Annotated in this window: 25 protein-coding genes; 24 read left to right on the top strand and 1 reads right to left on the bottom strand. The window is 42.4% G+C overall.

The window, feature by feature from the left end:
* Nucleotides 1-37: 37 nt before the first annotated feature.
* From rlmN to spoVM, 6 genes are all read left to right on the top strand, one after another.
* Nucleotides 38-1,093 carry a dual-specificity RNA methyltransferase RlmN gene (gene rlmN, locus NFS43_RS02075; protein ID WP_251549246.1) on the top strand — a complete coding sequence of 352 codons (1,056 nt, stop codon included), beginning with the start codon at nt 38-40 and terminating at the stop codon, nt 1,091-1,093.
* Between the two features lie 3 nt (nt 1,094-1,096).
* On the top strand, nt 1,097-1,849 hold the full coding sequence (locus NFS43_RS02080; protein WP_251549107.1) for a Stp1/IreP family PP2C-type Ser/Thr phosphatase: 753 nt from the start codon (nt 1,097-1,099) through the stop codon (nt 1,847-1,849).
* Nucleotides 1,850-3,826, top strand: a complete 1,977-nt coding sequence (pknB, locus tag NFS43_RS02085; protein ID WP_251549108.1) for a Stk1 family PASTA domain-containing Ser/Thr kinase — start codon at nt 1,850-1,852, stop codon at nt 3,824-3,826.
* 51 nt (nt 3,827-3,877) lie between these two features.
* Nucleotides 3,878-4,759, top strand: coding sequence for a ribosome small subunit-dependent GTPase A (gene rsgA, locus NFS43_RS02090; protein ID WP_251549109.1), 882 nt, complete (start codon nt 3,878-3,880; stop codon nt 4,757-4,759).
* A gap of 74 nt (nt 4,760-4,833) precedes the next feature.
* Nucleotides 4,834-5,481 (top strand): thiamine diphosphokinase, encoded by a 648-nt coding sequence (locus NFS43_RS02095; RefSeq protein WP_251549110.1) that lies wholly within the window; start codon nt 4,834-4,836, stop codon nt 5,479-5,481.
* Between the two features lie 158 nt (nt 5,482-5,639).
* Nucleotides 5,640-5,723 carry a stage V sporulation protein SpoVM gene (gene spoVM / locus NFS43_RS02100; RefSeq protein WP_042356285.1) on the top strand — a complete coding sequence of 28 codons (84 nt, stop codon included), beginning with the start codon at nt 5,640-5,642 and terminating at the stop codon, nt 5,721-5,723.
* Between the two features lie 158 nt (nt 5,724-5,881).
* Here spoVM and rpmB read toward each other — a convergent pair whose 3' ends face one another.
* Entirely contained in the window at nt 5,882-6,070 is a 189-nt protein-coding gene (gene rpmB / locus NFS43_RS02105; protein ID WP_007087786.1) for a 50S ribosomal protein L28, read from the bottom strand.
* A 278-nt stretch (nt 6,071-6,348) separates the two neighbouring features.
* Here rpmB and NFS43_RS02110 point away from each other — a divergent pair, with 278 nt between their 5' ends.
* From NFS43_RS02110 to NFS43_RS02195, 18 genes are all read left to right on the top strand, one after another.
* A complete protein-coding gene (locus NFS43_RS02110; protein WP_251549111.1) occupies nt 6,349-6,711 on the top strand; it encodes an Asp23/Gls24 family envelope stress response protein in 363 nt (120 codons plus the stop codon).
* A 15-nt stretch (nt 6,712-6,726) separates the two neighbouring features.
* The gene (locus NFS43_RS02115; RefSeq protein ID WP_251549112.1) at nt 6,727-8,400 is read left to right on the top strand and encodes a DAK2 domain-containing protein; all 1,674 of its coding nucleotides are present in this window, start codon (nt 6,727-6,729) and stop codon (nt 8,398-8,400) included.
* Nucleotides 8,401-8,492: 92 nt separating this feature from the next.
* Entirely contained in the window at nt 8,493-9,155 is a 663-nt protein-coding gene (gene sdaAB, locus NFS43_RS02120; protein ID WP_251549113.1) for an L-serine ammonia-lyase, iron-sulfur-dependent subunit beta, read from the top strand.
* Nucleotides 9,156-9,178: 23 nt separating this feature from the next.
* On the top strand, nt 9,179-10,060 hold the full coding sequence (gene sdaAA / locus NFS43_RS02125; protein ID WP_251549114.1) for an L-serine ammonia-lyase, iron-sulfur-dependent, subunit alpha: 882 nt from the start codon (nt 9,179-9,181) through the stop codon (nt 10,058-10,060).
* On the top strand, nt 10,060-12,108 hold the full coding sequence (recG, locus tag NFS43_RS02130; RefSeq protein WP_251549115.1) for an ATP-dependent DNA helicase RecG: 2,049 nt from the start codon (nt 10,060-10,062) through the stop codon (nt 12,106-12,108). Before sdaAA ends, recG begins: the two co-directional genes overlap by 1 nt.
* Before the next feature lie 140 nt (nt 12,109-12,248).
* A complete protein-coding gene (gene fapR, locus NFS43_RS02135; protein ID WP_251549116.1) occupies nt 12,249-12,815 on the top strand; it encodes a transcription factor FapR in 567 nt (188 codons plus the stop codon).
* 12 nt (nt 12,816-12,827) lie between these two features.
* Nucleotides 12,828-13,832, top strand: coding sequence for a phosphate acyltransferase PlsX (gene plsX / locus NFS43_RS02140; RefSeq protein WP_251549117.1), 1,005 nt, complete (start codon nt 12,828-12,830; stop codon nt 13,830-13,832).
* 12 nt (nt 13,833-13,844) lie between these two features.
* Nucleotides 13,845-14,792 (top strand): ACP S-malonyltransferase, encoded by a 948-nt coding sequence (gene fabD / locus NFS43_RS02145; RefSeq protein WP_251549118.1) that lies wholly within the window; start codon nt 13,845-13,847, stop codon nt 14,790-14,792.
* Nucleotides 14,789-15,532, top strand: a complete 744-nt coding sequence (gene fabG, locus NFS43_RS02150; RefSeq protein ID WP_251549119.1) for a 3-oxoacyl-[acyl-carrier-protein] reductase — start codon at nt 14,789-14,791, stop codon at nt 15,530-15,532. The genes fabD and fabG overlap by 4 nt, the downstream gene beginning before the upstream one ends.
* A 66-nt stretch (nt 15,533-15,598) precedes the next feature.
* Entirely contained in the window at nt 15,599-15,832 is a 234-nt protein-coding gene (gene acpP, locus NFS43_RS02155) for an acyl carrier protein (RefSeq protein WP_251549120.1), read from the top strand.
* Between the two features lie 176 nt (nt 15,833-16,008).
* Entirely contained in the window at nt 16,009-16,746 is a 738-nt protein-coding gene (gene rnc, locus NFS43_RS02160) for a ribonuclease III (RefSeq protein ID WP_251549121.1), read from the top strand.
* Between the two features lie 54 nt (nt 16,747-16,800).
* A complete protein-coding gene (smc, locus tag NFS43_RS02165) occupies nt 16,801-20,367 on the top strand; it encodes a chromosome segregation protein SMC (protein WP_251549122.1) in 3,567 nt (1,188 codons plus the stop codon).
* Nucleotides 20,368-20,385: 18 nt separating this feature from the next.
* Nucleotides 20,386-21,375 carry a signal recognition particle-docking protein FtsY gene (gene ftsY, locus NFS43_RS02170; RefSeq protein WP_251549123.1) on the top strand — a complete coding sequence of 330 codons (990 nt, stop codon included), beginning with the start codon at nt 20,386-20,388 and terminating at the stop codon, nt 21,373-21,375.
* Between the two features lie 85 nt (nt 21,376-21,460).
* Entirely contained in the window at nt 21,461-21,793 is a 333-nt protein-coding gene (locus NFS43_RS02175) for a putative DNA-binding protein (RefSeq protein WP_251549124.1), read from the top strand.
* Nucleotides 21,794-21,805: 12 nt separating this feature from the next.
* Nucleotides 21,806-23,158 carry a signal recognition particle protein gene (ffh, locus tag NFS43_RS02180; RefSeq protein WP_251549125.1) on the top strand — a complete coding sequence of 451 codons (1,353 nt, stop codon included), beginning with the start codon at nt 21,806-21,808 and terminating at the stop codon, nt 23,156-23,158.
* Between the two features lie 165 nt (nt 23,159-23,323).
* The gene (rpsP, locus tag NFS43_RS02185) at nt 23,324-23,596 is read left to right on the top strand and encodes a 30S ribosomal protein S16 (protein ID WP_251549126.1); all 273 of its coding nucleotides are present in this window, start codon (nt 23,324-23,326) and stop codon (nt 23,594-23,596) included.
* Between the two features lie 12 nt (nt 23,597-23,608).
* The gene (locus NFS43_RS02190; protein ID WP_251549127.1) at nt 23,609-23,839 is read left to right on the top strand and encodes a KH domain-containing protein; all 231 of its coding nucleotides are present in this window, start codon (nt 23,609-23,611) and stop codon (nt 23,837-23,839) included.
* Between the two features lie 89 nt (nt 23,840-23,928).
* The gene (locus NFS43_RS02195; RefSeq protein ID WP_251549128.1) at nt 23,929-24,315 is read left to right on the top strand and encodes a YlqD family protein; all 387 of its coding nucleotides are present in this window, start codon (nt 23,929-23,931) and stop codon (nt 24,313-24,315) included.
* Nucleotide 24,316 lies beyond the last annotated feature (1 nt).

Consider the following 24,316-nt stretch of genomic DNA (forward strand, 5'->3'; position numbering starts at 1 on the left):
GTTGGAACAAGTAACAACAACTAAGACTAAACCAACAATGGACATGAATAAAAAATCAATTTATTCCTTGCAGTTACAGGAATTGAAGGATTGGCTCTCTGAAAATGGAGAGAAACCATTCCGTGCCGAACAAATCTATGATTGGCTGTATAAAAAAAGAGCTGTCTCCTTTGAAGAGATGAGCAATTTATCAAAACCGCTGAGAGAAAAGCTGGCAGACCAATTTCAAATTACGACTTTAAATACAGTCATTCAGCAAACATCCTCCGACGGCACCATTAAATTTCTTTTTGAGCTTCATGATGGATTCTCCATTGAAACCGTGCTGATGCGGCATGATTATGGGAATTCGGTTTGTGTGACAACTCAAGTTGGCTGCAGGATCGGCTGTACTTTTTGTGCCTCCACACTGGGTGGATTAAAAAGGCATTTGGAAGCAGGTGAAATTGTAGCTCAAGTAGTCAAATGCCAAAAGGCGCTTGATGAATTGGGAGAACGTGTTGATTCTGTTGTCATCATGGGAATTGGAGAACCTTTTGATAACTACAATAACATGCTCTCCTTCCTAAAGATTATTAATCATGATAAAGGGCTAAATATTGGAGCGCGGCACATTACCGTCTCTACTAGTGGGATTATCCCAAAAATTTATAAATTCGCTGATGAAAATATGCAAATTAATTTTGCTATTTCCCTCCATGCCCCAAATACTGAGCTCCGAAGCAAGCTGATGCCAATCAATAAAGCATTCAAACTTGATGACTTAATGAAGGCAGTGCGGTATTATATCGATAAGACAGGCCGTCGCGTCAGCTTTGAATATGGTTTATTCGGCGGAGTGAATGATTCGGTCGAACATGCGGAAGAGCTGGCGGATTTAATTACTGGGCTCAAGTGCCATGTTAACTTGATCCCAGTTAACTATGTGCCGGAACGAGATTATGTCCGGACACCTAGAGACAAAATCTTTGCTTTTGAACGGACACTAAAAAATCGCGGTATTAATGTGACAATACGCCGAGAGCACGGTCATGATATTGATGCAGCATGTGGACAACTTCGTGCAAAGGAGCGGAAAGAGGAGACGAGGTAAGGTATGAAAGCAGTTTTCTTAACAGACCGAGGAAAAGTACGTCTTCACAATGAGGATGCCGGCGGCGTTTTTTTGAACCCTGACGGCATCCGTCTTGCCATTGTTGCGGATGGAATGGGCGGTCACCGTGCTGGTGATGTAGCAAGTGAAATGACTTTGACACAACTAAAAGACGAGTGGGAAAAAGCAACGGGCATTGAAACAGCAGAGATAGCTGAAAAATGGCTAAAAGAATCTATTACCAAAGTTAACGCGCTGCTGCTGGATCATGCGACCAACAACAGCGAGTGTGATGGCATGGGAACCACCATCGTAGCCGCTATTATTACAGATCGATTTGCCACTGTCGCCCATATTGGTGACAGCCGCGGCTATTTGTTAAATGAGACCGGATTCAAACAAATTACCGATGACCATTCCCTTGTCAATGAGCTAGTGAAAACGGGACAAATTTCGAAAGAAGATGCGGAACATCATCCACGAAAAAATGTGCTGCTCCGGGCTCTAGGTACTGAAAAAGCGGTGGATATCGATATAACGACCATCATCTTTGAAGAAGGGGACATTCTCCTATTATGTTCTGATGGGCTCTCTAACAAAGTTAGTGAAAAAGAAATGACAGAAATTCTCTTAAATGATGATGAACTTGATCAAAAGGCAAGCACATTCATCTCGCTTGCCAACCAATATGGCGGCGAGGATAACATTACATTGGTTATAGTAGAGTTTTCTGCGAGCATTGAGGGTGATGTTTAGATGTTAATCGGCAAACGATTAAGCGGCCGCTATAAAATTTTGGAAATGATCGGCGGAGGGGGCATGGCGAATGTTTATTTAGCACATGACATGATCCTCGACCGGGATGTAGCTGTTAAGATGCTGCGGCTTGATTTTGCAAATGACGAAGAGTTTATCCGCCGATTCCATAGAGAAGCACAGTCTGCTACAAGTTTGGCTCATCCTAATATTGTCAATATATATGATGTCGGTGAAGAAAATGAACTTTATTATATTGTTATGGAATTCGTCGATGGTCAAACTTTGAAACAATACATACAGCAAAACTCTCCTCTAAGAGTCGAGGAAGCAATTGAGATAATGAAGCAGCTGACTTCTGCCATTTCACATGCGCATCATAACCACATCATTCATCGGGATATTAAACCACATAATATTTTAATTGATCATGAAGGCAATGTGAAAATTACAGATTTCGGCATCGCGATGGCCCTAAGTGCTACAGCGATTACACAAACCAATTCCGTGTTAGGTTCTGTCCATTATTTGTCTCCGGAACAAGCCCGGGGCGGAATGGCAAATCGAAAATCAGACATTTATTCACTAGGAATTGTTCTGTTCGAATTATTGACCGGCAGGCTGCCTTTTTCTGGGGAATCTGCAGTGTCTATCGCTTTAAAGCATCTTAATTCAGAAACACCTTCTGTTAGAAGATGGAATCCAAACATACCGCAAAGTGTTGAAAACATTGTCTTAAAAGCAACGGCTAAAGATCCGTTTCATCGATATAATACCGTGGATGAAATGGAGGAGGACTTGCGGACAGCACTTGATCCGGAACGCATGAACGAACCGAAATTTACGATACCAATAGATGATGAGGCAACGAAAGCTATCCCGATCATCACCAATGACAAGCCTTTGAAAAATTTGGATGAAACGTTGGTACACAAAAATGAAAAGCATCCGAATTCTTCAAATAGTCCAGACGATCAAGGAAAACCAAAACCGAAAAAGAGAAAAAAATGGCCAATCATCCTCTCGACGCTGGTTGTTCTAGCCATCATCGGCATTCTATCTTATATTTTTTTACCAGGCGTGCTATCTGCCAAAGAAATCAAAATACCAGATGTCAGCGGAATGAATGTGGATGATGCGGTTTCTAAGCTGAAGCTAGAGGGACTTGGTGTAAGCAAAAAAATAGAAATAACCGATGATGAATTCAAAAAGGGCCAGGTAATTAAAACAGATCCTAAAGCAGGAACAACGTTAAAGGAAAATTACAAGGTTACTTTATATATTAGCAAGGGTAAGGAAAAATATGAACTGTCTGATTATACAGGCCGGCTATATGACGATGTTGTGGAAATTCTAGGGGAGCTGCATTTTAAAGATATCCAGAAAACAGAGGAATATGATGAGAGTGAACCTGGGACTATTATTAGCCAAGAGCCGGAAGAAGGCAAAAAGGTGGTTCCAGAAGACACAGTATTGGCATTTGTCGTAAGTAAAGGACCTGAGAAGATTGTTTTGCGGGATCTCAAAGAATACACATTAAAGAGTGCACAGGATTATGCCTCTCAGGTTGGTTTAACTCTTGATGCCACCCAAGAACAATATGACGAAACAATACCAAAAGGCATGGTCATTTCTCAAAAACCTGTCCCAGGCACCCAATTGATAAAGGGTGATGCTGTAACGGTCATTATTTCTAAGGGGCCAGAGGAAAAGCCGCCAAAGACTGTTTATAAAGATCTCAATATACCTTATGATCCAACTGAGCCGGGACCGCCGGGACAAAAACAAACGGTTTTCATCTACATTGACGACATGCAGCATTCGATGACTGAGCCTGCGCAAGTCATCGAAATAACCGCGACAAAAGTAGTGCCGATTCAATTGGAAATTCCTTATAACGGGACAGCGGGCTACCGGGTTATCCGAGGGGACAAGGTGATTGACGAAGGTAAATTTAATTATGCAGATGTAGAATGATAAGATTTTTACTAAGAGATAGGTTTAAATAAATAGGCAAGGAGGGCAGCTATGCCTGAAGGGAAAATTGTAAAAGCACTTAGCGGTTTTTATTATGTTCTGCATCATGATCGGTTAATCCAATGCCGTGGCAGAGGGGTTTTTCGGAAAAATAAAGTAACTCCTCTTGTTGGGGATGATGTGGTGTTTCAGGCTGAAAATGAACTGGATGGATATATATTGGAAGTGAAAGAGCGAAAAAATGAATTGCTCCGTCCTCCCGTGGCGAATGTCGACCAAGCCATCCTAGTATTTTCAGCAGTAGAGCCAGATTTTAGCACAGTCCTGCTGGATCGTTTTCTTGTCCTTGTGGAATTTAATCAAATCAAGCCGATTATTTGTATCAGCAAGATGGATTTAACGAATCAAGAGCAGGAAAAGCAGATATTAAACTATGCAGACCACTATAAACACGCAGGATATGAGGTCATTCTTACTTCATCTGAAACAGAATCCGGCATTGAACAATTGCAGCCGCATCTGGAAAACAAAATATCGGTATTTGCCGGGCAATCGGGAGTAGGGAAATCCTCCTTATTAAATGTACTGCGGCCAGACCTTGAATTAAAAACCAATGATATCTCTTCCCATTTGGGCAGAGGCCGGCATACAACCAGGCACGTGGAACTTATACAAGTTGGAAATGGTCTATTAGCCGACACCCCTGGCTTTAGTTCATTGGATTTTAATGACATAGAAGCAGAAGATCTGACGAGCTGCTTTCCTGAATTACAAAAGGCAAGTGATGATTGTAAATTCCGCGGCTGCCTTCATGTCAGCGAACCAAAATGCGGAGTGAAAGAGAAGGTGAAGTCTGGGGAAATTCCGGATTACCGCTATGAACATTATGTGAATTTCCTGCAGGAAATCAAGGAAAGAAAGCCGCGTTATTAACTCGTAGTGAAAATTGCATCCGTAAAAAGCCGGCTTAAGCCGGCTTTTTTACCGTTCGGAAGGAGAGAGATTGAATGATCATCAATATTTTAGCAGGCGGGCCCGCAGACCGTCTTCCAGAATTAAGCGATTATCATGAACAGAATACAGTTTGGGCAGGTGTCGACCGCGGAGTGTTTCATTTGTTAGAAAAAAATATAACCCCCTTGATAGCCTTCGGAGATTTTGATTCGGTATCAACGCAGGAACTGGAATATATCGAAAATAAGGTGAGTAAATTAAAGCGGTTTAAGCCAGAAAAGAATGAAACCGATATGGAACTCGCTTTAAACTGGGCAATGGAACAAAACCCAGAGATCATTCGCGTATTTGGGGCAACTGGAGGCAGGCTGGATCATTTATTGGCCAATGTCCAGTTATTGGTGGAACCGCTGAAAAAACAGTGCCAGGCAGAGGTGTTATTAATTGACTGCAATAATATCGTTTTTCTAAAGGGGCCAGGTACTTATTCTGTGCAGAAAATAGACCAAATTAAATACATATCATTTGTTCCACTAACCTTAAATATTTACAATCTTACGCTCGAAGGCTTTAAATACCCTTTGAAAAACCGTCATATTTCACTTGGCTCCACACTATGTATAAGTAATGAACTTATTAGCGATTATGGTACTTTTTCATTTTCCGAAGGCATATTAATAGTGATAAGAAGTCATGATTAATATGGTAATTTGATACTTCTCGAAGATAAATGGTGCCCTGCTTAAAGTGTTTTTGCCTGATTTTTTTGGTACTGATTTCTTTGGTTTGAATAGTATGGTAGGGGCAGCGAGAGCTATTCGTGAATAAACAGACGTGAGATTTATTGAGGAGGGACAGTATGAAATTTTATACGATTAAACTGCCGAGATTTTTAGGCGGAATTGTCCGGGCGATGATTGGTGTGTTTAATAAAAAAGAATAGAATCCACTTCGTCCGATCAAACGATCCAAACAAAGTCGATCTTGTAAACAGGCAGCACCCTGATATGGGTGCTTTTTAATTTTTTGTAAATGGGGAATAATAAAGCAGGATGGAAATTGAAAAAAGCATCCTTATGAAGGATGCTTTGACACGATTTATTATACGCGCTCAACTTTACCAGATCTTAGTGCTCTTGCAGAAACCCAAACACGTTTTGGTTTTCCATCAACAAGAATACGTACTTTTTGCAGGTTAGCACCCCATGTACGTTTGTTTGCGTTCATAGCGTGTGAACGTGCGTTACCAGTTGTAGTTTTCTTTCCAGTTACTACACATTTGCGTGGCATCTATTTTCCCTCCTTAACTTACCAATCACTAAATCAAAAAAATCATTGGATATAGAAAATTGGCTTAGCCAAATTTTCTAGCCTAAAGATACCTTAATAATTTATCATACAAGTGATGTGAATGCAATAGTTGGATCAAAAGCTTTCAAGAAAAAAACCTTGACATTTGCTAAGCATAAATGGTTTATAATAAACAGGCAGGAATGACTTTTATTATTTTTGCCAGTATAGTAAAATGACTGTAGTTAAGGAGCAATTATCCGAAGGGGGAACGATTCATGTCCATTGAATTAAAAACAAAGTACGGACAAATTGATATTTCAAACGAAGTCATCGCAACCATTGCTGGAGGAGCAGCAATCGAGTGCTATGGTATCGTTGGAATGGCCTCTAAGAACCAAATAAAAGATGGTTTCACTGAAATTTTAAGAAAAGAAAACTTTACTCGCGGTGTAATCGTTCGCCAAGAAAACGAGGCAATACATATAGATATGTACATTATTGTCAGCTATGGAACTAAAATTTCCGAAATTGCTCACAACGTGCAATCAAAAGTAAAATATACCCTCGACCAAACGGTTGGACTAGCCGTCGACTCGGTCAACATTTTCGTTCAGGGAGTTCGTGTGACGAACCCGTAGTAAGGAGGAAGCTTTGTGTCAATAACATCATTAGATGGAAAGCGTTTTGCCGAGATGGTGATTCAAGGTGCCAATAACTTGGCAGTAAATGCAAAAATGGTGGATGCATTAAACGTTTTTCCGGTGCCCGACGGGGATACAGGGACAAATATGAATTTGTCCATGACTTCCGGGGCAAAAGAAGTTAAAAATAATGTGCAAGAACATATTGGGAAAGTTGGAGCTGCCCTTTCGAAAGGATTGTTAATGGGGGCACGCGGAAATTCAGGTGTCATCCTGTCCCAGCTATTCCGCGGTTTCTCTAAAGCAATCGAAGCCAAATCCAGTTTAACAGCGAAAGAATTCGCCCAGGCATTCGAAGCAGGAGTTGAAACGGCTTATAAGGCAGTTATGAAGCCTGTTGAAGGAACGATTTTGACCGTAGCAAAGGAAGCTGCGAAAAAGGGAGTTCAGACTGCACAAAAGTCAGACGACATTATTGCCGTCATGGAGGAAGTCTTAAAGGAAGCGAAAGCTTCATTGAAACGAACCCCAGACCTGCTTCCGGTATTAAAGGAAGTTGGCGTCGTTGACAGTGGCGGACAAGGTCTTGTATGCGTTTATGAAGGGTTTCTGGCACAATTAAAGGGAGAGGAATTACCCAATCTCCCAGCAGAAATGCCGTCTTTGGATGAAATGGTCAATGCGGAACACCATAAAAGTGTTCAAGGCTTTATGAATACCGAAGATATTGTTTATGGGTATTGTACGGAAATTATGGTTCGCTTTGAGAAGGAAAAAACGGACAAGTATCCGTTTAATGAGACTACATTCCGCAATGATCTAAGCAAGTATGGAGATTCTTTGCTGGTTATTTCCGATGATGAGGTGGCCAAGGTCCATATTCATTCAGAACAGCCGGGTGAAGTGATCTCTTATGGCCAGCGGTATGGAAGCTTAATTAAAATTAAAGTAGAAAATATGCGGCAGCAGCATTCTGAAATTGTTGGTACGCAAACTCCGCTTGTGTCTGACAAACAGCCGAAGGAACAACAGGAATATGGGATTGTCACGGTATCGATGGGTTCTGGGATTGCTGAACTATTTAAGAGTATTGGAGCACATGCTGTCATTGAAGGCGGACAGACGATGAATCCAAGTACGGAAGATATCGTTAAGGCTGTAAAACAGGTAAATGCTAAAAAAGTGTTTATTTTGCCGAATAACAAAAATATCATTATGGCTGCCCAACAGGCCGCTGATGTGACGGATGAGGAGATTCATGTCATTCCGTCTAAGACTGTGCCACAGGGGCTTGCGGCATTATTAGCGTTTAATCCATCGACAGATGCTAAATCTAATGAAGCTGCAATGAATGATGCATTAGGCCATGTAAAATCTGGACAAATCACCTTTGCTGTCCGCGACACGCAAATTGATGGGCTGGATATTGAGAAAGATGATTTTATGGGGATTTCTGAGGGTAAAATCATTGTCAAGAATAAGGATAAAGGAAAAGCTGCCGAAGAGCTTCTTGCCCAAATGCTTAATAGCGAATCGGAAATTCTAACCATTATCTACGGTGAAGATGTCACTGAAGAGGAAGTCAATAACCTGACACAATTTGTGGAAGAAAACTACGGTGATGTGGAAATTGAACTGCATAATGGCAAGCAGCCATTATATTCTTATATCTTTTCAATCGAATAAAGAACGTCTAAAATAGAAGGGTGTTATCCCTTCTTTTTTTTTGTGGAATATGCTAATATTAACAATCCGGATGTGTAAAGGGAGAGTTATCAATGAAATATAGAAGCGTGTTTGATATAATTGGTCCGGTGATGATTGGCCCATCCAGTTCCCATACGGCAGGTGCAGCCAGAATTGGACGTGTGGCAAGGAGCCTGTTTGGCAGGGAGCCAAAATGGGCGAATATTTCTTTTTATGGCTCATTTGCTAAAACCTATAAGGGGCATGGAACGGATGTAGCAATTGTTGGCGGTTTATTGGATTTTGATACAGATGATCCTAGAATCATCGATGCTTTGGATATTGCGAAAGATCACGGTATTAAACTGCGTTTTATCGAAGAGGATGCCGTTCCAGAACACCCTAATACCGCTAGAATCATGATCGGTGACCATAATGGAGAACTAGAATTGGTGGGCATTTCCATTGGCGGCGGAAAAATAGAAATAACCGAATTAAACGGATTCGAGCTCAAGCTTTCTGGAAATCATCCAGCCATCCTTGTGGTACACAATGATCGGTTTGGTGCTATAGCAAGTGTGGCTAATACTCTTGCAAAATATGAAATTAATATCGGACATATGGAGGTTGCCCGCAAAGATGTTGGCAAAATGGCTCTAATGACCATCGAAGTAGATCAAAATGTAGATGAACAATTAATCGAAGAGCTCGAACAACTTCCAAACATACTGAAAGTAACGAAGATTGTAGAATAAAAGATAGTAAGGGGGGGACCTCTGTGTTTCGCAATGTTGCTGAATTAGTGGAACTCGCCGTCAAACAAAATAAAAAGATTTCCGAAATTATGTTAGAACAGGAAATTGCCGTAACAGGACGGTCGAGAGAAGAAATCATCGCGGTTATGGACCGTAACCTTACCGTAATGGAAGAAGCGGTAGAACGAGGAATCAAAGGAGTCACATCCCACTCCGGATTAACCGGCGGAGATGCTGTACTCTTGCAAGCATATATCGAAAAAGGAAATTTTCTCTCGGGAGAAACGATTCTGGATGCCGTAAGTAAAGCTGTGGCAACCAACGAAGTCAATGCAGCAATGGGAACGATATGCGCTACGCCGACAGCAGGCTCCGCGGGCGTGGTTCCGGGAACCTTATTTGCTGTTAAGAAGAAGCTTAACCCGACTAGGGAACAAATGATATCATTTTTATTTACTGCCGGAGCATTTGGTTTTGTTGTGGCGAATAATGCTTTCATTTCAGGGGCAGCGGGCGGCTGTCAAGCTGAAGTTGGATCAGCCGCAGGGATGGCTGCTGCAGCCATCGTCGAAATGGCTGGCGGAAGTCCTGAGCAATGTGCAGAGGCGATGGCGATTACATTAAAGAATATGCTTGGATTAGTCTGTGACCCGGTTGCTGGATTGGTGGAAGTGCCATGTGTAAAACGAAATGCCATGGGGGCAGCTAATGCCATGGTCGCTGCCGATATGGCTTTGGCTGGAATCAAAAGCCGGATTCCGTGTGACGAAGTAATCGACGCCATGTACAAAATCGGCCAATCCATGCCGACAGCATTAAGAGAAACTGGACTGGGAGGGTTGGCGGATACACCAACAGGCCGGGCATTGCAAGCCAAAATCTTTGGTGTGCCGCTTAAAGAATAGTGAATGCCTATTTAAATCAGCCAGTAACCGCCCTAAAAGGCATTGGGGAAGAAACTGCGGCCATCCTATCTGAAATCAATATCTTTACTATTAAGGATTTATTGGAATATTTTCCTTATCGGTATGAGGACTACCGCCTCCGCGATTTAGCAGAGGTGCAGCATGATGAAAAAGTGACCGTGGAGGGGAAGGTTCATAGTGAGCCTTCTCTTGCCTATTATGGCAGAAAAAAATCAAAGCTGACGATACGGGTTCTGGTCGGCCGGTACCTGATAAAAGTGGTATTTTTTAACCAGCCGTATTTAAAAAATAAAATAGCAATCAATGAAACCATTACGGTGACGGGAAAATGGGATGCCCATCGGCAGATCATTACCGCCAATGAACTTCAGCTGGGCGCCAACATCAAGACGGCAGATTTTGAGCCTGTTTACTCCTTAAGAGGCAGTTTAACAACAAAAGGAATGAGAAAATTTATCCGGTTAGCCTTTCAGCAATATGGCAGCTATATCGAAGAAACTTTGCCTGATCATTTCTTGCAAAAATACCGTCTGCTTAACCGGAAGGATGCCCTTCGAGCCTTACATTTTCCTTCAAGCCAGGAAGACGTAAAGCAGTCACGGCGGCGCTTTGTTTATGAGGAATTTCTAGTTTTTCAGTTAAAAATGCAGGGATTGCGAAAATTTGAGCGGGAGCATTCGCCTGGAGTAAGCCAAAATTATGATTTGCAGAAATTAAAAGAGTTTCTCAATCAACTTCCGTTTCCGTTAACCAGTGCCCAAAAACGGGTAGTTAACGAAATGATCAAGGATTTAAAATCGCCTTATCGCATGAACCGGTTATTGCAAGGTGATGTTGGATCGGGAAAAACAGTAGTGGCAGCCATCGGATTGTATGCCAGTGTGACGGCTGGATTTCAGGGGGCGCTCATGGTGCCAACAGAGATTTTAGCGGAGCAGCATGCGGAATCTTTAAGACAACTGCTTGAGCCTTTCGATGTCCGGTGTGAACTCTTGACAAGCTCAATTAAAGGGAAACGAAGAAAGGAAATCCTTCATGAATTGGCAGAAGGCAATGTGGACATTCTAATTGGTACCCATGCGCTGATTCAGGATGAGGTTGCCTTTAAGAGATTAGGGCTTGTCATAACCGATGAACAGCACCGATTTGGAGTTGAACAGCGGAGAGTATTGCGGGAAAAGGGAGAAAGCCCTGATGTGCTGTTCATGACAGCAACCCCGATTCCAAGGACTCTCGCCATTACTGTGTTTGGAGAAATGGACGTATCCGTTCTGGATGAGATGCCGGCAGGAAGGAAATCAATTGAAACATATTGGGCCAAACCAGAAATGCTGGAACGGGTTCTTGGAATGGTTGAAAAGGAATTAAGAAAAGGGCATCAGGCCTACGTAATATGTCCGCTCATTGAAGAGTCGGATAAGCTTGATGTCCAAAACGCGATTGATGTGTATGCCGCCCTAAGCCAATTCTTTCAGAATCGCTATAAGGTGGGTCTGATGCATGGACGATTGGCGGCAGAAGAAAAAGATGCGGTAATGAAACAATTTAGCTCCAATGATGTTCAAGTCCTTGTCTCCACTACAGTGGTGGAGGTTGGGGTAAATGTGCCAAATGCGACCATAATGGTCATTTACGATGCTGAGAGATTCGGCTTGTCCCAGCTCCACCAGCTTCGGGGCCGGGTAGGTCGAGGCAGTGACCAGTCCTATTGCATATTGCTTGCAAATCCTAAGTCAGAAACCGGCCAAGAGCGTATGAGAATAATGACCGAAACAAATGATGGGTTTGTGTTGAGCGAGAAAGATTTAGAGCTCAGAGGGCCAGGTGACTTTTTTGGCAAAAAACAAAGTGGAATCCCTGAGTTTAAAATTGCTGATATGGTTCACGATTATCGTGCCCTAGAAACAGCCAGAAACGATGCGGCCATGCTGCTGGAATCAAGCGCCTTCTGGAGTTCCCCGGAATACGAACATTTACGGACTTATCTTGAAGATTCGGGGGTCTTAGAAGGAGAGAAACTTGATTAAAGACAGGTCTTTTTTCCTGTTTTTAACTTGTCTATACTTGGAGCAGAATACAAGGATAAAAAACTTATTCTTGCATTCTGCTTTTTTAAATTTTATACTACTCTTAGTACCTAGTCATAAGAACTCGGACGGTGTGGAAAATGAGGAGAAGTAAAAAAGAACGACAGCAGCTGTTAATGTCCACTATTCAAGATAATCCATTTATTACGGACGAGGAGCTTGCAGAAAAATTTCAAGTAAGTGTGCAAACAATCCGTTTGGATCGTTTGGAGTTATCGATACCCGAGCTTCGGGAACGAATTAAATCAGTTGCGGAAAAACGGTTTGACGATGAAGTCAAATCACTTCCAATCGATGAAGTAATCGGGGAAATTATTGATATGGAACTCGACCAAAATGCGATTTCCATTTTTGATGTAAAAAATGAACATGTCTTTAAACGAAATCAAATTGCCCGAGGGCATCATGTTTTTGCTCAGGCAAATTCACTTGCTGTGGCAGTCATCAATGATGAATTGGCGCTGACAGCAAAAGCGAATATCCAATTTATTCGCTCAGTGAAACTGCATGAACGTGTCATTGCTAAAGCCAAGGTATTAAAAATTGATGAGGCGAAGGGCAGGACATTTGTCCGAGTGAAAAGCTTCGTCAATAATGAACTCGTTTTTACCGGAGACTTTGAAATGTACCGTTCGAATAATCAATAAGGGATGAGACCAATGAAACTTGCCATTGATGCTATGGGCGGCGACAATGCACCAAAAGAGGTTGTCTTAGGTGCCATGAAGGCCATTAACGAATTTCCAGAATTGCAAATAACTCTTGTGGGGGATGAGAGCAAAATAAAAGAGACCCTCACAAGCAGCGAAAGACTAACGATTATACATACTGATGAAGTTATATTAAGTACTGATGAACCAGTTCGGGCTGTCCGACGGAAAAAAAATGCCTCTATGGTCCTTGCGGCAGCTCAAGTGGCGGAAGGAAAGGCTGATGCCTGCTTGTCTGCCGGAAGTACCGGGGCTTTAATGGCTGCCGGACTGTTTGTAGTAGGCCGGATTGAAGGAATTGACCGTCCAGCTTTAGCGCCAACGCTTCCGACAATTGGCGGAGAAGGATTTCTTTTATTGGATGTAGGAGCGAATGCCGATGCCAAACCGGACCATCTTTTGCAATATGCGATTATGGGCTCCATTTACAGCGAAAAAGTGAGAGGCATTCAGAATCCAAGAGTTGGACTGTTAAATATCGGCACTGAGGAGAAGAAAGGCAATGAACTGACCAAACATGCATATGGCCTTCTTAAGCAAGCAAATATTAATTTTGTTGGGAATGTGGAGTCCAGAGATTTGCTTGAAGGAGTTGCAGATGTCGTGGTGACGGATGGTTTTACCGGTAACATGGTGTTAAAGACCATTGAAGGCACCGCATTAGGCATGTTTAAAATGTTAAAAACCACTTTGATGTCCAGCCTGAAAAGTAAACTGGCAGCCGGGATGTTAAAGCCTGAATTTAGTTCATTGAAGAGCAAATTGGACTATTCCGAATATGGCGGGGCAAGTCTTTTTGGCTTAAAGGCACCTGTGGTTAAAGCGCATGGTTCATCGGATGCACAAGCGATATTCAGTGCGATTAAACAGACCAGGGAAATGGTCAATAATGACGTAATTGGATTAATTAAACAAACAGTCGAAGAAACGGCTTCAATTGAATTACAAAGATAAGGAGGAGCTGCATTGGGCAAAATAGCATTTGTTTTCCCTGGACAGGGTTCACAGGCAGTTGGAATGGCTAAAGAGCTAGCTGAAAAAAATTCTGAGGTTATGGAATATTTTAAGAAAGCGGACCAAACTTTAAACTTTCCATTAAGCCGGCTGGTCTTTGAGGGACCGAAGGAAGAATTGACTTTGACTATTAATACCCAGCCTGCACTATTAACGACAAGTTTAGCCATCTTAGAGTTTTTTCAAAAATCCGGAATTGTGCCTGATTATACGGCCGGGCACAGCCTTGGAGAGTATACAGCCCTTGCGGCTGCAGGAGCACTCTCATTTGAGGATGCAGTTTATTTGGTAAGAAAACGTGGAGAATATATGGAAAGTGCTGTTCCTAACGGTGAGGGCACTATGGCGGCTGTCCTTGGAATGGAGAGGGACAAACTGTCTTTCATTACTGGGCAGGTAACCGATTCCGGAAATCCTGTCGCACTTGCAAATTTAAATTGTCCCGGACAAATTGTCATTTCCGGCACTAGAAAAGGTGTTGAACTTGCTGGTGCACAGGCTAAAGAGAACGGGGCAAAACGGGTTCTGCCTTTAGAAGTGTCAGGACCGTTCCATTCTCCACTAATGAAACCTGCAGCATCACAATTGCAGGCAATTTTAAATGAAATCACAATGGCTGATGCCAATATTCCGGTAGTGGCCAATGTTACAGCAGAACCAATTACAGAAGCAGATGAAATAAAAGGAAAATTAATCGAACAACTCTATTCTCCTGTTTTATGGGAAGATTCAGTCAAAAGAATGATTGAATTAGGTGTCGATATTTTTGTCGAAATTGGTCCCGGAAAGGTTTTATCAGGCCTGATTAAAAAAATTGACAAAACCGTTAAGACCTATGCTGTTTCAGATGAGGAAAGTGCAATTGCTGTCATGGAGGCATTAAAGGAGGAGCGAATATGAGTTTAGCAGGAAAAGCTGCTCTTGTAACAGGGGCATCGAGGGGAATCGGACGTGAAATTGCGCTAGAATTAGCGAGGCAGGGCGCCAATGTAGCCGTTAATTTCTCCGGGAGTGAGGCAAAAGCGAATGAAGTGGTTGATGAGATTAAAGCATTAGGCGGCGACGCATTTGCCATCAAATGTGATGTTTCCCATTCTGAAGACGTTACAGCAATGGTGAAAGCAGCCATTGACCGCTTTGGCAAGCTTGATATCCTGGTTAATAATGCAGGCATCACAAAAGATAATTTATTAATGAGGATGAAAGAGGATGAATGGGATGACGTGTTGAATATTAACCTTAAAGGTGTATTTCTCTGCACGAAAGCCGTAACAAGGCAAATGATGAAACAGCGCTATGGGAGGATCATAAATGTTGCATCGATTGTTGGCGTTAGCGGTAATCCCGGACAGGCGAATTATGTGGCCGCTAAAGCGGGCGTCATTGGCCTGACAAAAACGACTGCAAAAGAGCTGGCTTCCCGAAATATTACGGTCAATGCTGTGGCCCCTGGCTTTATTTCTACAGATATGACGGATAAATTGCCCGAAGACGTTAAACAGGAAATGCTAAAGCAGATTCCGTTAGCGCGGTTCGGTGATCCAGAGGATGTCGCCAAAGTTGCCGCCTTTCTTGCTTCAGATGCCGCTTCCTATATGACAGGGCAGACCCTTCATATTGATGGCGGAATGGTCATGTAATTTTATAAAAAACGGTGTACTTTTTTGTGAAATACTCTATAATATTTTGAGGGGAGGTGAACGAGCATGGCAGATGTATTAGAGCGTGTTACCAAGATTATCGTTGACCGTTTAGGAGTTGACGAATCTCAAGTAACGCTTCAAGCTTCATTCAAAGAAGACCTTGGTGCAGATTCCCTTGATGTAGTTGAACTAGTAATGGAACTAGAAGATGAGTTTGATATGGAAATTTCTGACGAAGATGCTGAAAATATCAGCACAGTCGGAGATGCTGTTAACTACATAAATAGCCAAAAGTAATTCGTTGGATGTGAATCAAAGCTCCGTTTTTTAACGGGGCTTTAATTGTATAGCGCCGATGCTATTCTTATTGTATGATAGAACTTGGCAGAACTTTTGCCAGGTTTCTTTGTGTTTTTTATAGGTTTTACTTAAAATAAGATAAAGTGTAAATTTTATGCAAGGTGGAGAATTCAATGCGCAAAAACGGAAAGGAAATAGATGTGCATCGCGCAAACGAGCATTTATTTAAAGAATTGCAAAATTCAATTGGAGTTTTGTTTCATAATGAGAAATTATTAAAACAAGCCTTTACACATTCATCCTATGTGAATGAGCATCGCAGAAAGCCTTTTGAAGATAACGAAAGGCTCGAATTTTTAGGAGATGCGGTTTTGGAATTGACGATCTCACAATTTCTTTTTAACAAATACCCAACTATGACCGAAGGGGAATTGACTAAACTTCGGGCTGCCATTGTATGTGAACCATCACTTGTTTCTTTTGCAAGCGAACTTGGATTTGGCAAGCTGATTTTGTTGGGAAAGGGAGAAGAAATGACCGGCGGCCGTGAGCGTCCAGCCCTGTTAGCCGACGTATTTGAAGCATTTATCGGGGCTCTTTTTTTGGATAAAGGGTTAGAGGTTGTGATTCAGTTCCTTGAGAAAATCGTCTTTCCTAAAATTAACGCAGGTGCTTTTTCTCATGTGATGGATTTTAAAAGCCAATTGCAAGAGTTTATTCAGCGTGATGGAATTGGGTCAATAGAATACCGGGTACTGCAAGAAAAGGGTCCTGCCCACAATAAAGAGTTTGTATCAAGGGTTACCTTGAATGGAGATGAATTGGGAGTAGGAACAGGCAAGTCAAAAAAAGAAGCAGAGCAGCATGCCGCCCAAATGGCGTTAGAGGTTCTAAAATCTAAAACAACTTAAGATAGACAAAATGTTTGGGAGGAGATTTCCCTTAGCATTTAGGGAGGATTATGAATGTTTTTAAAACGTTTGGACATTATCGGTTTTAAATCATTTGCTGAACGGATCGGTGTCGATTTTGTCCCAGGAATAACCGCTGTAGTCGGACCAAATGGCAGCGGAAAGAGTAATATTACCGATGCCATTCGCTGGGTATTGGGGGAGCAATCAGCCAAATCACTTAGAGGAAGCAAAATGGAAGATATCATTTTTGCTGGAAGTGACACGAGGAGGGCGTTGAATTTTGCAGAAGTGACGCTGACTTTAGATAATCAGGATCAGGGATTGTCCATTGATTATAACGAAGTCAGTGTCACTAGGCGTGTATCGCGTTCTGGTGACAGTGAATTTTTTATTAACAAACAGCCATGCCGTTTAAAGGATATCATTGATTTATTCATGGATTCTGGACTTGGCCGGGAAGCTTTTTCTATTATCAGCCAAGGGAAAGTCGAAGAAATCCTAAATAGCAAGGCTGAGGACAGAAGAACGATTTTCGAAGAAGCAGCTGGCGTATTAAAATATAAAAACCGCAAGAAAAAAGCGGAAATTAAACTTTCTGAAACTCAGGAGAATTTAAATCGGGTCAATGATATTATTCATGAATTGGAAAGCCAGGTCGAGCCATTAAAAATCCAAGCATCGATGGCAAAGGATTACTTGGAGAAGAAAGATGAGCTGGAAAAATTTGAGGTGGCTTTAACTGTACATGAAATCGAGGAGCTGCATCAAAATTGGCAAAGCCTCGCAAAACAGCTTGAGGAGCATCAGCAGGATGAATTGAAGTTATCAACCGAACTTCAGGTAAAGGAAGCAAAAATGGCAGAGGTAAGAGACCAGATCGCTGCCTTGGATGAATCGGTGACCGATCTTCAAAATGTTTTGCTTCGTGCCACTGAGGAGCTCGAGAAATTGGAAGGCCGCAAAGAAGTTCTCATCGAACGCAAGAAAAATGCCTCGCAAAACAAAGAGCAGCTAAAATTGACCATTACTGGGCTAACCGAACGAATTACCCAGTTGAAAAATAACAAAGAAACCTGCGAAGCTGCGGTTAATGATCTAAAAGCGCAAGTAAAAGCCTTGCAAACCTCATTGAAGGAAAAACAAGAAAGGCTCATGCTGTACAGTGAAGGCATCGACGAAAAAATCGAAAGCTTAAAAAGTGAGTATATCGACACACTAAACAGCCAGGCAGGAGCAAAAAACGAACTTCGATACATTGAAGAACAGCTGGGACAGCATGAACGGAAAAGTGCACGGCTTGATTCAGAAAATGAAAAATACCTGCAGGAACGCCAAGCGATCGAACAAAAAAAAGCATCAATCCAGTCGGCGCTTAAGCAAATTGAGCAAAAGCTTTCGGACCAGGTTGCTGCTTTCCGGGAGCAGCAGCGGAAACTTGAAAATCTAAAAGCGAATTACCAAAAGCAGGAGAAAACTTTATATCAGGCCTATCAGCTGCTTCAGCAGGCAAAATCAAAGAAAGATATGCTGGAGGAAATGGAAGAGGATTTTTCCGGCTTTTATCAAGGCGTTAAGGAGGTCCTTAAGGAGCGGGGGAAAAGGCTGAAGGGAATAGAAGGGGCAGTTGCAGAATTAGTTACAGTTCCGAAAGAATACCAAATTGCCCTAGAAACGGCACTTGGTGCGTCCTTGCAGCATATTGTCGTTGATACCGAGAACAATGCACGGGCTGCGATCCAATTCTTAAAACAGCACTCCTATGGACGAGCTACCTTTTTGCCGTTAAGTGTCATCAAGGGGCGTCCGTTGTCTTCATCGCAGCTGTCGTCCATCCAGAGCCATCCGTCCTTCATTGGAACGGCTGTAAGCCTGGTCTCATTTGACGGGCGTTATGGGGACGTCATGAATAATTTATTGGGCAATGTAGTCGTTGCAAAGGAACTAAAAGGCGCCAACGATTTAGCCAAGCTTCTGCAATACCGCGTGCGTATCGTTACGGTCGATGGGGATGTTGTAAATCCAGGCGGCTCTATGACAGGTGGAGCTATAAAGCAAAAGTCTACTTCTCTATTATCCCGAAAGGCAGAGCTTGATGAGCTGAAAAATAAACTGGTGATCATGGAAGAAAAAACGGCCAGTTTGGAACAAACAGTTAAATCGTTAAAGGAAGAAGTAAACAAATCCGAATCCCTGCATGAGGAAATGCGTAAAACCGGTGAGGAGCTGAGAGTCTCTGAACAGACCGTTATAGGAGACCTAAGAGGTGCAGAGCTGGAAGAAAAAAATATCAATGAGCGATTGGCACTTTATGATTTAGAGAAAGAACAAATTTCAAGTGAACAAACCGTTTTGAGGCAAAGAAAAACAGAATTAACCGAGGCGTTGGGAACATATCAGGCAAGTATCGAGAAATTAGATATTCAGATTCAACAGCTTACTGATAAAAGAACGCAGGATACATCATCTAAGGAAGCTCTATCCAGTGAAATAAATGAACTTAAAATAGAATTTGCCTCAAAAAATGAACAATTTCTGCATGCTAAAGAACGGCTGCAGTTAACTTTGCAGGATTTGCAAGAGAGCGAACAAAAGCTTGCCGAATATTCAGAGGACCTTCATCTGTTAACTTCAGAAATGACCAATAGTACTACAGGCGAGGAACAATTAGCGGCAGCAGCCAAACGAAAGCAGCAGGATAAGGAAGCAACACTCCAGCTTATTGCCGCCAGAAGGGAGGAGCGCCTCAAGCTTCAAGATGCTCTTGAAAATATGGAAGTGGAGACAAAGGAGCTAAAACGGCTTCACAAGGGGTTAACGGTGACAACTAAGGATGAAGAAGTCAAAATGACCCGGTTAGATGTGGAGATGGAGACGCGGCTTACCCACTTAAGAGAAGAGTATTTATTATCCTTTGAGGCAGCGAAAGAGCAATATCCGCTCTCCGTTCCGCTTGAAGACGCGCGCAAAAAAGTAAAATTGGTAAAAATGGCGATTGAAGAGCTGGGAAATGTCAATCTAGGGGCCATTGAAGAATATGAACGGGTTTCTGAACGATATGAATTCCTAAGTGAACAAAAAGCAGACCTCCAAGAGGCCAAGGACACTCTTTTCCAAGTCATTGATGAAATGGATGAGGAGATGAAGAAACGGTTTACCCAAACCTTCGATGGTATAAGGGAACATTTTGAACCGGTGTTTCGCGCACTGTTCGGCGGAGGACGGGCCGATTTGATTTTGACCGAGCCAGAGGATATCTTAAACACAGGGGTAGAGATTGTTGCCCAGCCACCAGGTAAAAAACTCCAAAATCTAGGGCTGTTATCAGGCGGCGAACGTGCATTGACAGCCATCGCGCTGCTGTTCTCGATTCTAAAGGTGCGCCCAGTTCCATTTTGCATTCTTGATGAAGTGGAGGCGGCACTGGATGAGGCGAATGTCCATCGCTTTTCACAATATTTGAAACGGTTCAGCCAAGAAACTCAATTTATAGTGATTACCCATAGGAAAGGCACAATGGAAGGAGCCGATGTTCTCTACGGGGTAACCATGCAGGAATCTGGCGTTTCAAAAATGGTTTCGGTCCGCCTGGAGGATACAAAAGAACTGGTAGAATCATAATGATTGGGATGTGGGACAATGAGTTTTTTTAAGAAATTAAAGGAAAAAATATCAAAATCAACCGATAACGTTACCGAAAAGTTTAAGGAAGGGTTGACGAAAACAAGAGATAGCTTTTCAGGTAAGGTAAACGACCTAATCGCACGCTATCGCAAGGTAGACGAAGAATTTTTTGAAGAGCTTGAAGAAATCCTAATCCAAGCTGATGTCGGGTTTGATACGGTCATGAAGCTGATTGATGAATTAAAATTAGAAGTCAAGCGGCGGAATATCCAAGACCCAGCAGAAGTGCAAAGTGTCATTTCAGAAAAACTGGTTGAAATTTATAATGCGGATGAGGAGCAATCCCCTGGTTTGAATATCCAGCAGGGCGGTCTTACTGTTATTCTGTTTGTCGGCGTCAATGGCGTCGGGAAAACCACCACCATTGGCAAGCTTGCTTACAAATTTAAAAAGGAAGGAAAGAAGGTTCTTTTGGCAGCAGGCGATACCTTTCGTGCTGGAGCCATTGAGCAGCTCGAGGTTTGGGGCGATCGTGTTGGTGTAGAGACCATTAAGCAAGGTGAAGGCTCTGATCCGGCAGCAGTGATGTATGATGCCATTCAAGCCGCAAAATCGCGGGATGCTGATATCTTGCTGTGCGACACCGCTGGACGTCTGCAGAACAAGGTTAATCTGATGAAAGAGCTTGAAAAAGTGAAGCGGGTCATTGAAAGGGAAATCCCCGGTGCTCCACATGAAGTCCTGCTTGTATTAGACGCCACCACTGGCCAAAATGCCCTAGTTCAAGCCAAAACCTTTAAAGAGGCAACAAATGTCACTGGAATTGTTCTATCGAAATTGGATGGAACTGCCAAAGGCGGGATCGTGCTGGCCATACGGAATGAATTGAAAATTCCTGTGAAGTACGTAGGTTTGGGAGAAAAAATGGATGATTTGCAAGAATTTGATCCAGAAAAATATGTTTACGGCTTATTTGCGGAACAAGTAGAGCAAACTAATGAATGACTGTAAAGATCATTTTCTTGACAGATAATGCTTTACTGGTTAAACTACTTTGTAAAGGTGTTTCACTTAACACGGGGGGATTAGCATGCTAGAAAAGACAACGCGGATGAATTATCTATATGATTTTTATTATTCGCTGCTGACTCCCAAACAGCAAAGCTATATGTCTCTCTACTACTTAGATGATTATTCGCTTGGAGAAATTGCGGAAGAATATGAGATCAGCCGTCAGGCCGTCTATGATAATATTAAACGGACGGAAGCTATGCTTGAGGAGTATGAAGAAAAGCTCTTATTGTTCCATAAATTTCAGCAGCGTTCCGCTCTAATTAAGAAATTAAATGAATGGCTTAATGAAGAGAATCCATCAATCCAAGCAATGCAGGAAATCGTGACAGAGCTTGGAAAATTAGATTAGGAGGCGGCATATATGGCGTTTGAAGGATTAGCCGACCGACTGCAGAATACGATCCAGAAAATCCGCGGCAAAGGCAAAGTTTCCGAAGCGGATGTAAAGGAAATGATGCGTGAAGTTCGTCTAGCCTTATTGGAAGCAGACGTAAACTTTAAAGTCGTTAAGGACTTCATCAAGAAAGTCAGCGAACGGGCTGTTGGGCAAGAGGTCTTAAAAAGCTTAACTCCTGGACAGCAAATTATTAAAATCGTTAATGAAGAATTGACCGCACTAATGGGGGGCGAACAGAGCAAAATAGCTGTTTCCACCCGCCCGCCAACGGTAATCATGATGGTGGGGCTGCAGGGTGCCGGTAAAACCACCACAACCGGAAAGCTGTCGCTGCTGCTGCGGAAGAAATACAACCGAAAACCATTGCTGGTTGCGGCTGATATTTATCGCCCTGCAGCAATTAAACAGCTGCAAACATTAGGAAAACAGCTGGATATGCCCGTTTTTTCACTTGGTGACCAAGTAAGCCCTGTGGAAATTGCCAGACAAGCCATCGAAAAAGCCAAAGAAGAACATCATGATTATGTCCTGATTGATACCGCTGGACGGCTTCATGTCGATGAGGCGTTAATGGGTGAATTAAAGGATATTAAAGAGCTGGCCAAACCAGATGAGATTTTCCTTGTTGTGGATGCGATGACAGGGCAGGATGCTGTCAATGTAGCCCAAAGTTTTAATGAGCAGCTCGGCCTCACCGGAGTGGTGCTGACAAAGCTTGATGGCGATACCCGAGGCGGAGCCGCGCTCTCTATCCGGGCGGTGACTCAAACACCGATTAAGTTTGTGGGTCTAGGTGAAAAGATGGACGCGCTTGAGCCGTTTCATCCCGAGCGGATGGCATCTAGAATCTTGGGAATGGGCGATGTATTGACCCTTATTGAAAAGGCACAGGCAAGTGTAGACGAGGAAAAGGCAAAAGAATTAGAGCAAAAGATGAGGACTGCCACGTTTACATTGGATGATTTCCTTGATCAGCTGGGACAGGTCCGCAAACTCGGACCGTTAGATGAGCTGCTGAAGATGATGCCTGGAGCTAACAAAATAAAGGGACTCAATAACCTGCAAATTGATGAGAAGCAAATTGCTCATGTTGAGGCCATCATCAAATCGATGACCAAGGATGAGAAAAATCATCCGGAAATCTTGAATTCGAACCGCAAGCGCCGAATTGCCAAAGGCAGCGGGCGGCCTGTTACTGAAGTAAACCGTCTGTTAAAACAGTTCGAAGATATGAAAAAGATGATGAAACAAATGTCTGGCATGCAGATGAAGTCAAAGAAAAAAGGCGGATTCAAATTGCCGTTCAATCCGTTCTAAACCTAAAGGCAGAATCAGCTGGGGTTAGAGCGTAAAGCATTTTATATCGGTTTAAATCTGTTAATTTAAGGTAATACTACCCTGTAAAGAAAAAACACTTTACAAATCATTTAACAATTGATATTATACTATCTTGTGTGAAACTATTCGGAGGTGCTTTTAATTATGGCAGTAAAAATTCGTTTAAAACGTATGGGAGCAAAGAAAACTCCTTTCTATCGTATTGTAGTAGCTGATTCTCGTTCACCACGTGATGGACGTTTCATCGATACAGTTGGAACTTACAATCCAGTTGCTGAACCAGCTCAAGTGGATATCAATGAAGAATTAGCTCTTAAATGGTTACAAAATGGTGCGAAACCATCTGATACAGTTCGTAACCTTTTCTCTAACCAAGGCATTATGGAAAAATTCCACAATGCAAAATTAGGCAAGTAATCTAAGGGTGTTATGAAAGAACTTATTGAAACAATCGTAAAGCCCCTTGTTGATTTTCCTGAAGATGTTCAAGTGAATGTCGTGGAAGAGCCAACTCGAGTTACCTATCATTTGACTGTAAACAGAACAGATATTGGTAAAGTGATCGGCAAGCAGGGGCGTGTTGCAAAGGCCATTAGGACTGTTGTATATGCAGCAGGATCGTCACAACAAAAGAAAATTTTTCTGGAAATTGGTGAATAGCTTTTTGCATCTAGAGGAAGGGGGGGATAAAATCCCCCCTTTTTTGCTATAGCCTTTATGAACTAGAGTAATATGAAGGAGGCTGTCTAATGCAAATCATTCAAACGGTTGTAGTCAAGCAAATCTTAACAGAAAAAAGCAAACAGGAGCTTATGGAAAACTACGAGTTACAAAGGCTGCAGCTTCACAAAGAATGTGACCAGCTATTGTTTGAATTTAAACGTTTAGAAAAAACAAAAGCCTATTCGGCCGATTCACTGAAAAAGAATTTTGATAAAGAGCTTAAAACCCGGAAGGAAAAACTGCAGCTTCTTGATTTTCAAATGGAACAACTACATATCCTACCAATAGGCAGTGAATTAGCAGAAAAAGAGGTACAGGCTCTTATAGAGGTGAAGGCAGGCGATACTTGGGAGGCAGTGAACAAGCAGCATGCCATTATTGTAAAAGATGGAATAATTGAGGAAATTAGGTAGA

This window comes from Neobacillus muris, assembly GCF_943193175.1.
In the GTDB taxonomy this organism is placed as follows: domain Bacteria; phylum Bacillota; class Bacilli; order Bacillales; family Cytobacillaceae; genus Neobacillus; species Neobacillus muris.

Excerpts from the sequence above, each read along its gene's own strand:
- rpsP (WP_251549126.1), top strand. The coding sequence starts at position 23,324 with ATGGCAGTAAAAATTCGTTTAAAACGTATGGGAGCAAAGAAAACTCCT.
- smc (WP_251549122.1), top strand. The coding sequence starts at position 16,801 with ATGTTTTTAAAACGTTTGGACATTATCGGTTTTAAATCATTTGCTGAA.
- rnc (WP_251549121.1), top strand. The coding sequence starts at position 16,009 with ATGCGCAAAAACGGAAAGGAAATAGATGTGCATCGCGCAAACGAGCAT.
- ffh (WP_251549125.1), top strand. The coding sequence starts at position 21,806 with ATGGCGTTTGAAGGATTAGCCGACCGACTGCAGAATACGATCCAGAAA.
- fabG (WP_251549119.1), top strand. The coding sequence starts at position 14,789 with ATGAGTTTAGCAGGAAAAGCTGCTCTTGTAACAGGGGCATCGAGGGGA.
- fapR (WP_251549116.1), top strand. The coding sequence starts at position 12,249 with ATGAGGAGAAGTAAAAAAGAACGACAGCAGCTGTTAATGTCCACTATT.
- spoVM (WP_042356285.1), top strand. The coding sequence starts at position 5,640 with ATGAAATTTTATACGATTAAACTGCCGAGATTTTTAGGCGGAATTGTC.
- NFS43_RS02190 (WP_251549127.1), top strand. The coding sequence starts at position 23,609 with ATGAAAGAACTTATTGAAACAATCGTAAAGCCCCTTGTTGATTTTCCT.
- rlmN (WP_251549246.1), top strand. The coding sequence starts at position 38 with ATGGACATGAATAAAAAATCAATTTATTCCTTGCAGTTACAGGAATTG.
- sdaAB (WP_251549113.1), top strand. The coding sequence starts at position 8,493 with ATGAAATATAGAAGCGTGTTTGATATAATTGGTCCGGTGATGATTGGC.
- NFS43_RS02080 (WP_251549107.1), top strand. The coding sequence starts at position 1,097 with ATGAAAGCAGTTTTCTTAACAGACCGAGGAAAAGTACGTCTTCACAAT.
- NFS43_RS02195 (WP_251549128.1), top strand. The coding sequence starts at position 23,929 with ATGCAAATCATTCAAACGGTTGTAGTCAAGCAAATCTTAACAGAAAAA.
- NFS43_RS02110 (WP_251549111.1), top strand. The coding sequence starts at position 6,349 with ATGTCCATTGAATTAAAAACAAAGTACGGACAAATTGATATTTCAAAC.
- pknB (WP_251549108.1), top strand. The coding sequence starts at position 1,850 with ATGTTAATCGGCAAACGATTAAGCGGCCGCTATAAAATTTTGGAAATG.
- NFS43_RS02095 (WP_251549110.1), top strand. The coding sequence starts at position 4,834 with ATGATCATCAATATTTTAGCAGGCGGGCCCGCAGACCGTCTTCCAGAA.
- acpP (WP_251549120.1), top strand. The coding sequence starts at position 15,599 with ATGGCAGATGTATTAGAGCGTGTTACCAAGATTATCGTTGACCGTTTA.
- rpmB (WP_007087786.1), bottom strand. The coding sequence starts at position 6,070 with ATGCCACGCAAATGTGTAGTAACTGGAAAGAAAACTACAACTGGTAAC.
- rsgA (WP_251549109.1), top strand. The coding sequence starts at position 3,878 with ATGCCTGAAGGGAAAATTGTAAAAGCACTTAGCGGTTTTTATTATGTT.
- plsX (WP_251549117.1), top strand. The coding sequence starts at position 12,828 with ATGAAACTTGCCATTGATGCTATGGGCGGCGACAATGCACCAAAAGAG.
- ftsY (WP_251549123.1), top strand. The coding sequence starts at position 20,386 with ATGAGTTTTTTTAAGAAATTAAAGGAAAAAATATCAAAATCAACCGAT.
- NFS43_RS02175 (WP_251549124.1), top strand. The coding sequence starts at position 21,461 with ATGCTAGAAAAGACAACGCGGATGAATTATCTATATGATTTTTATTAT.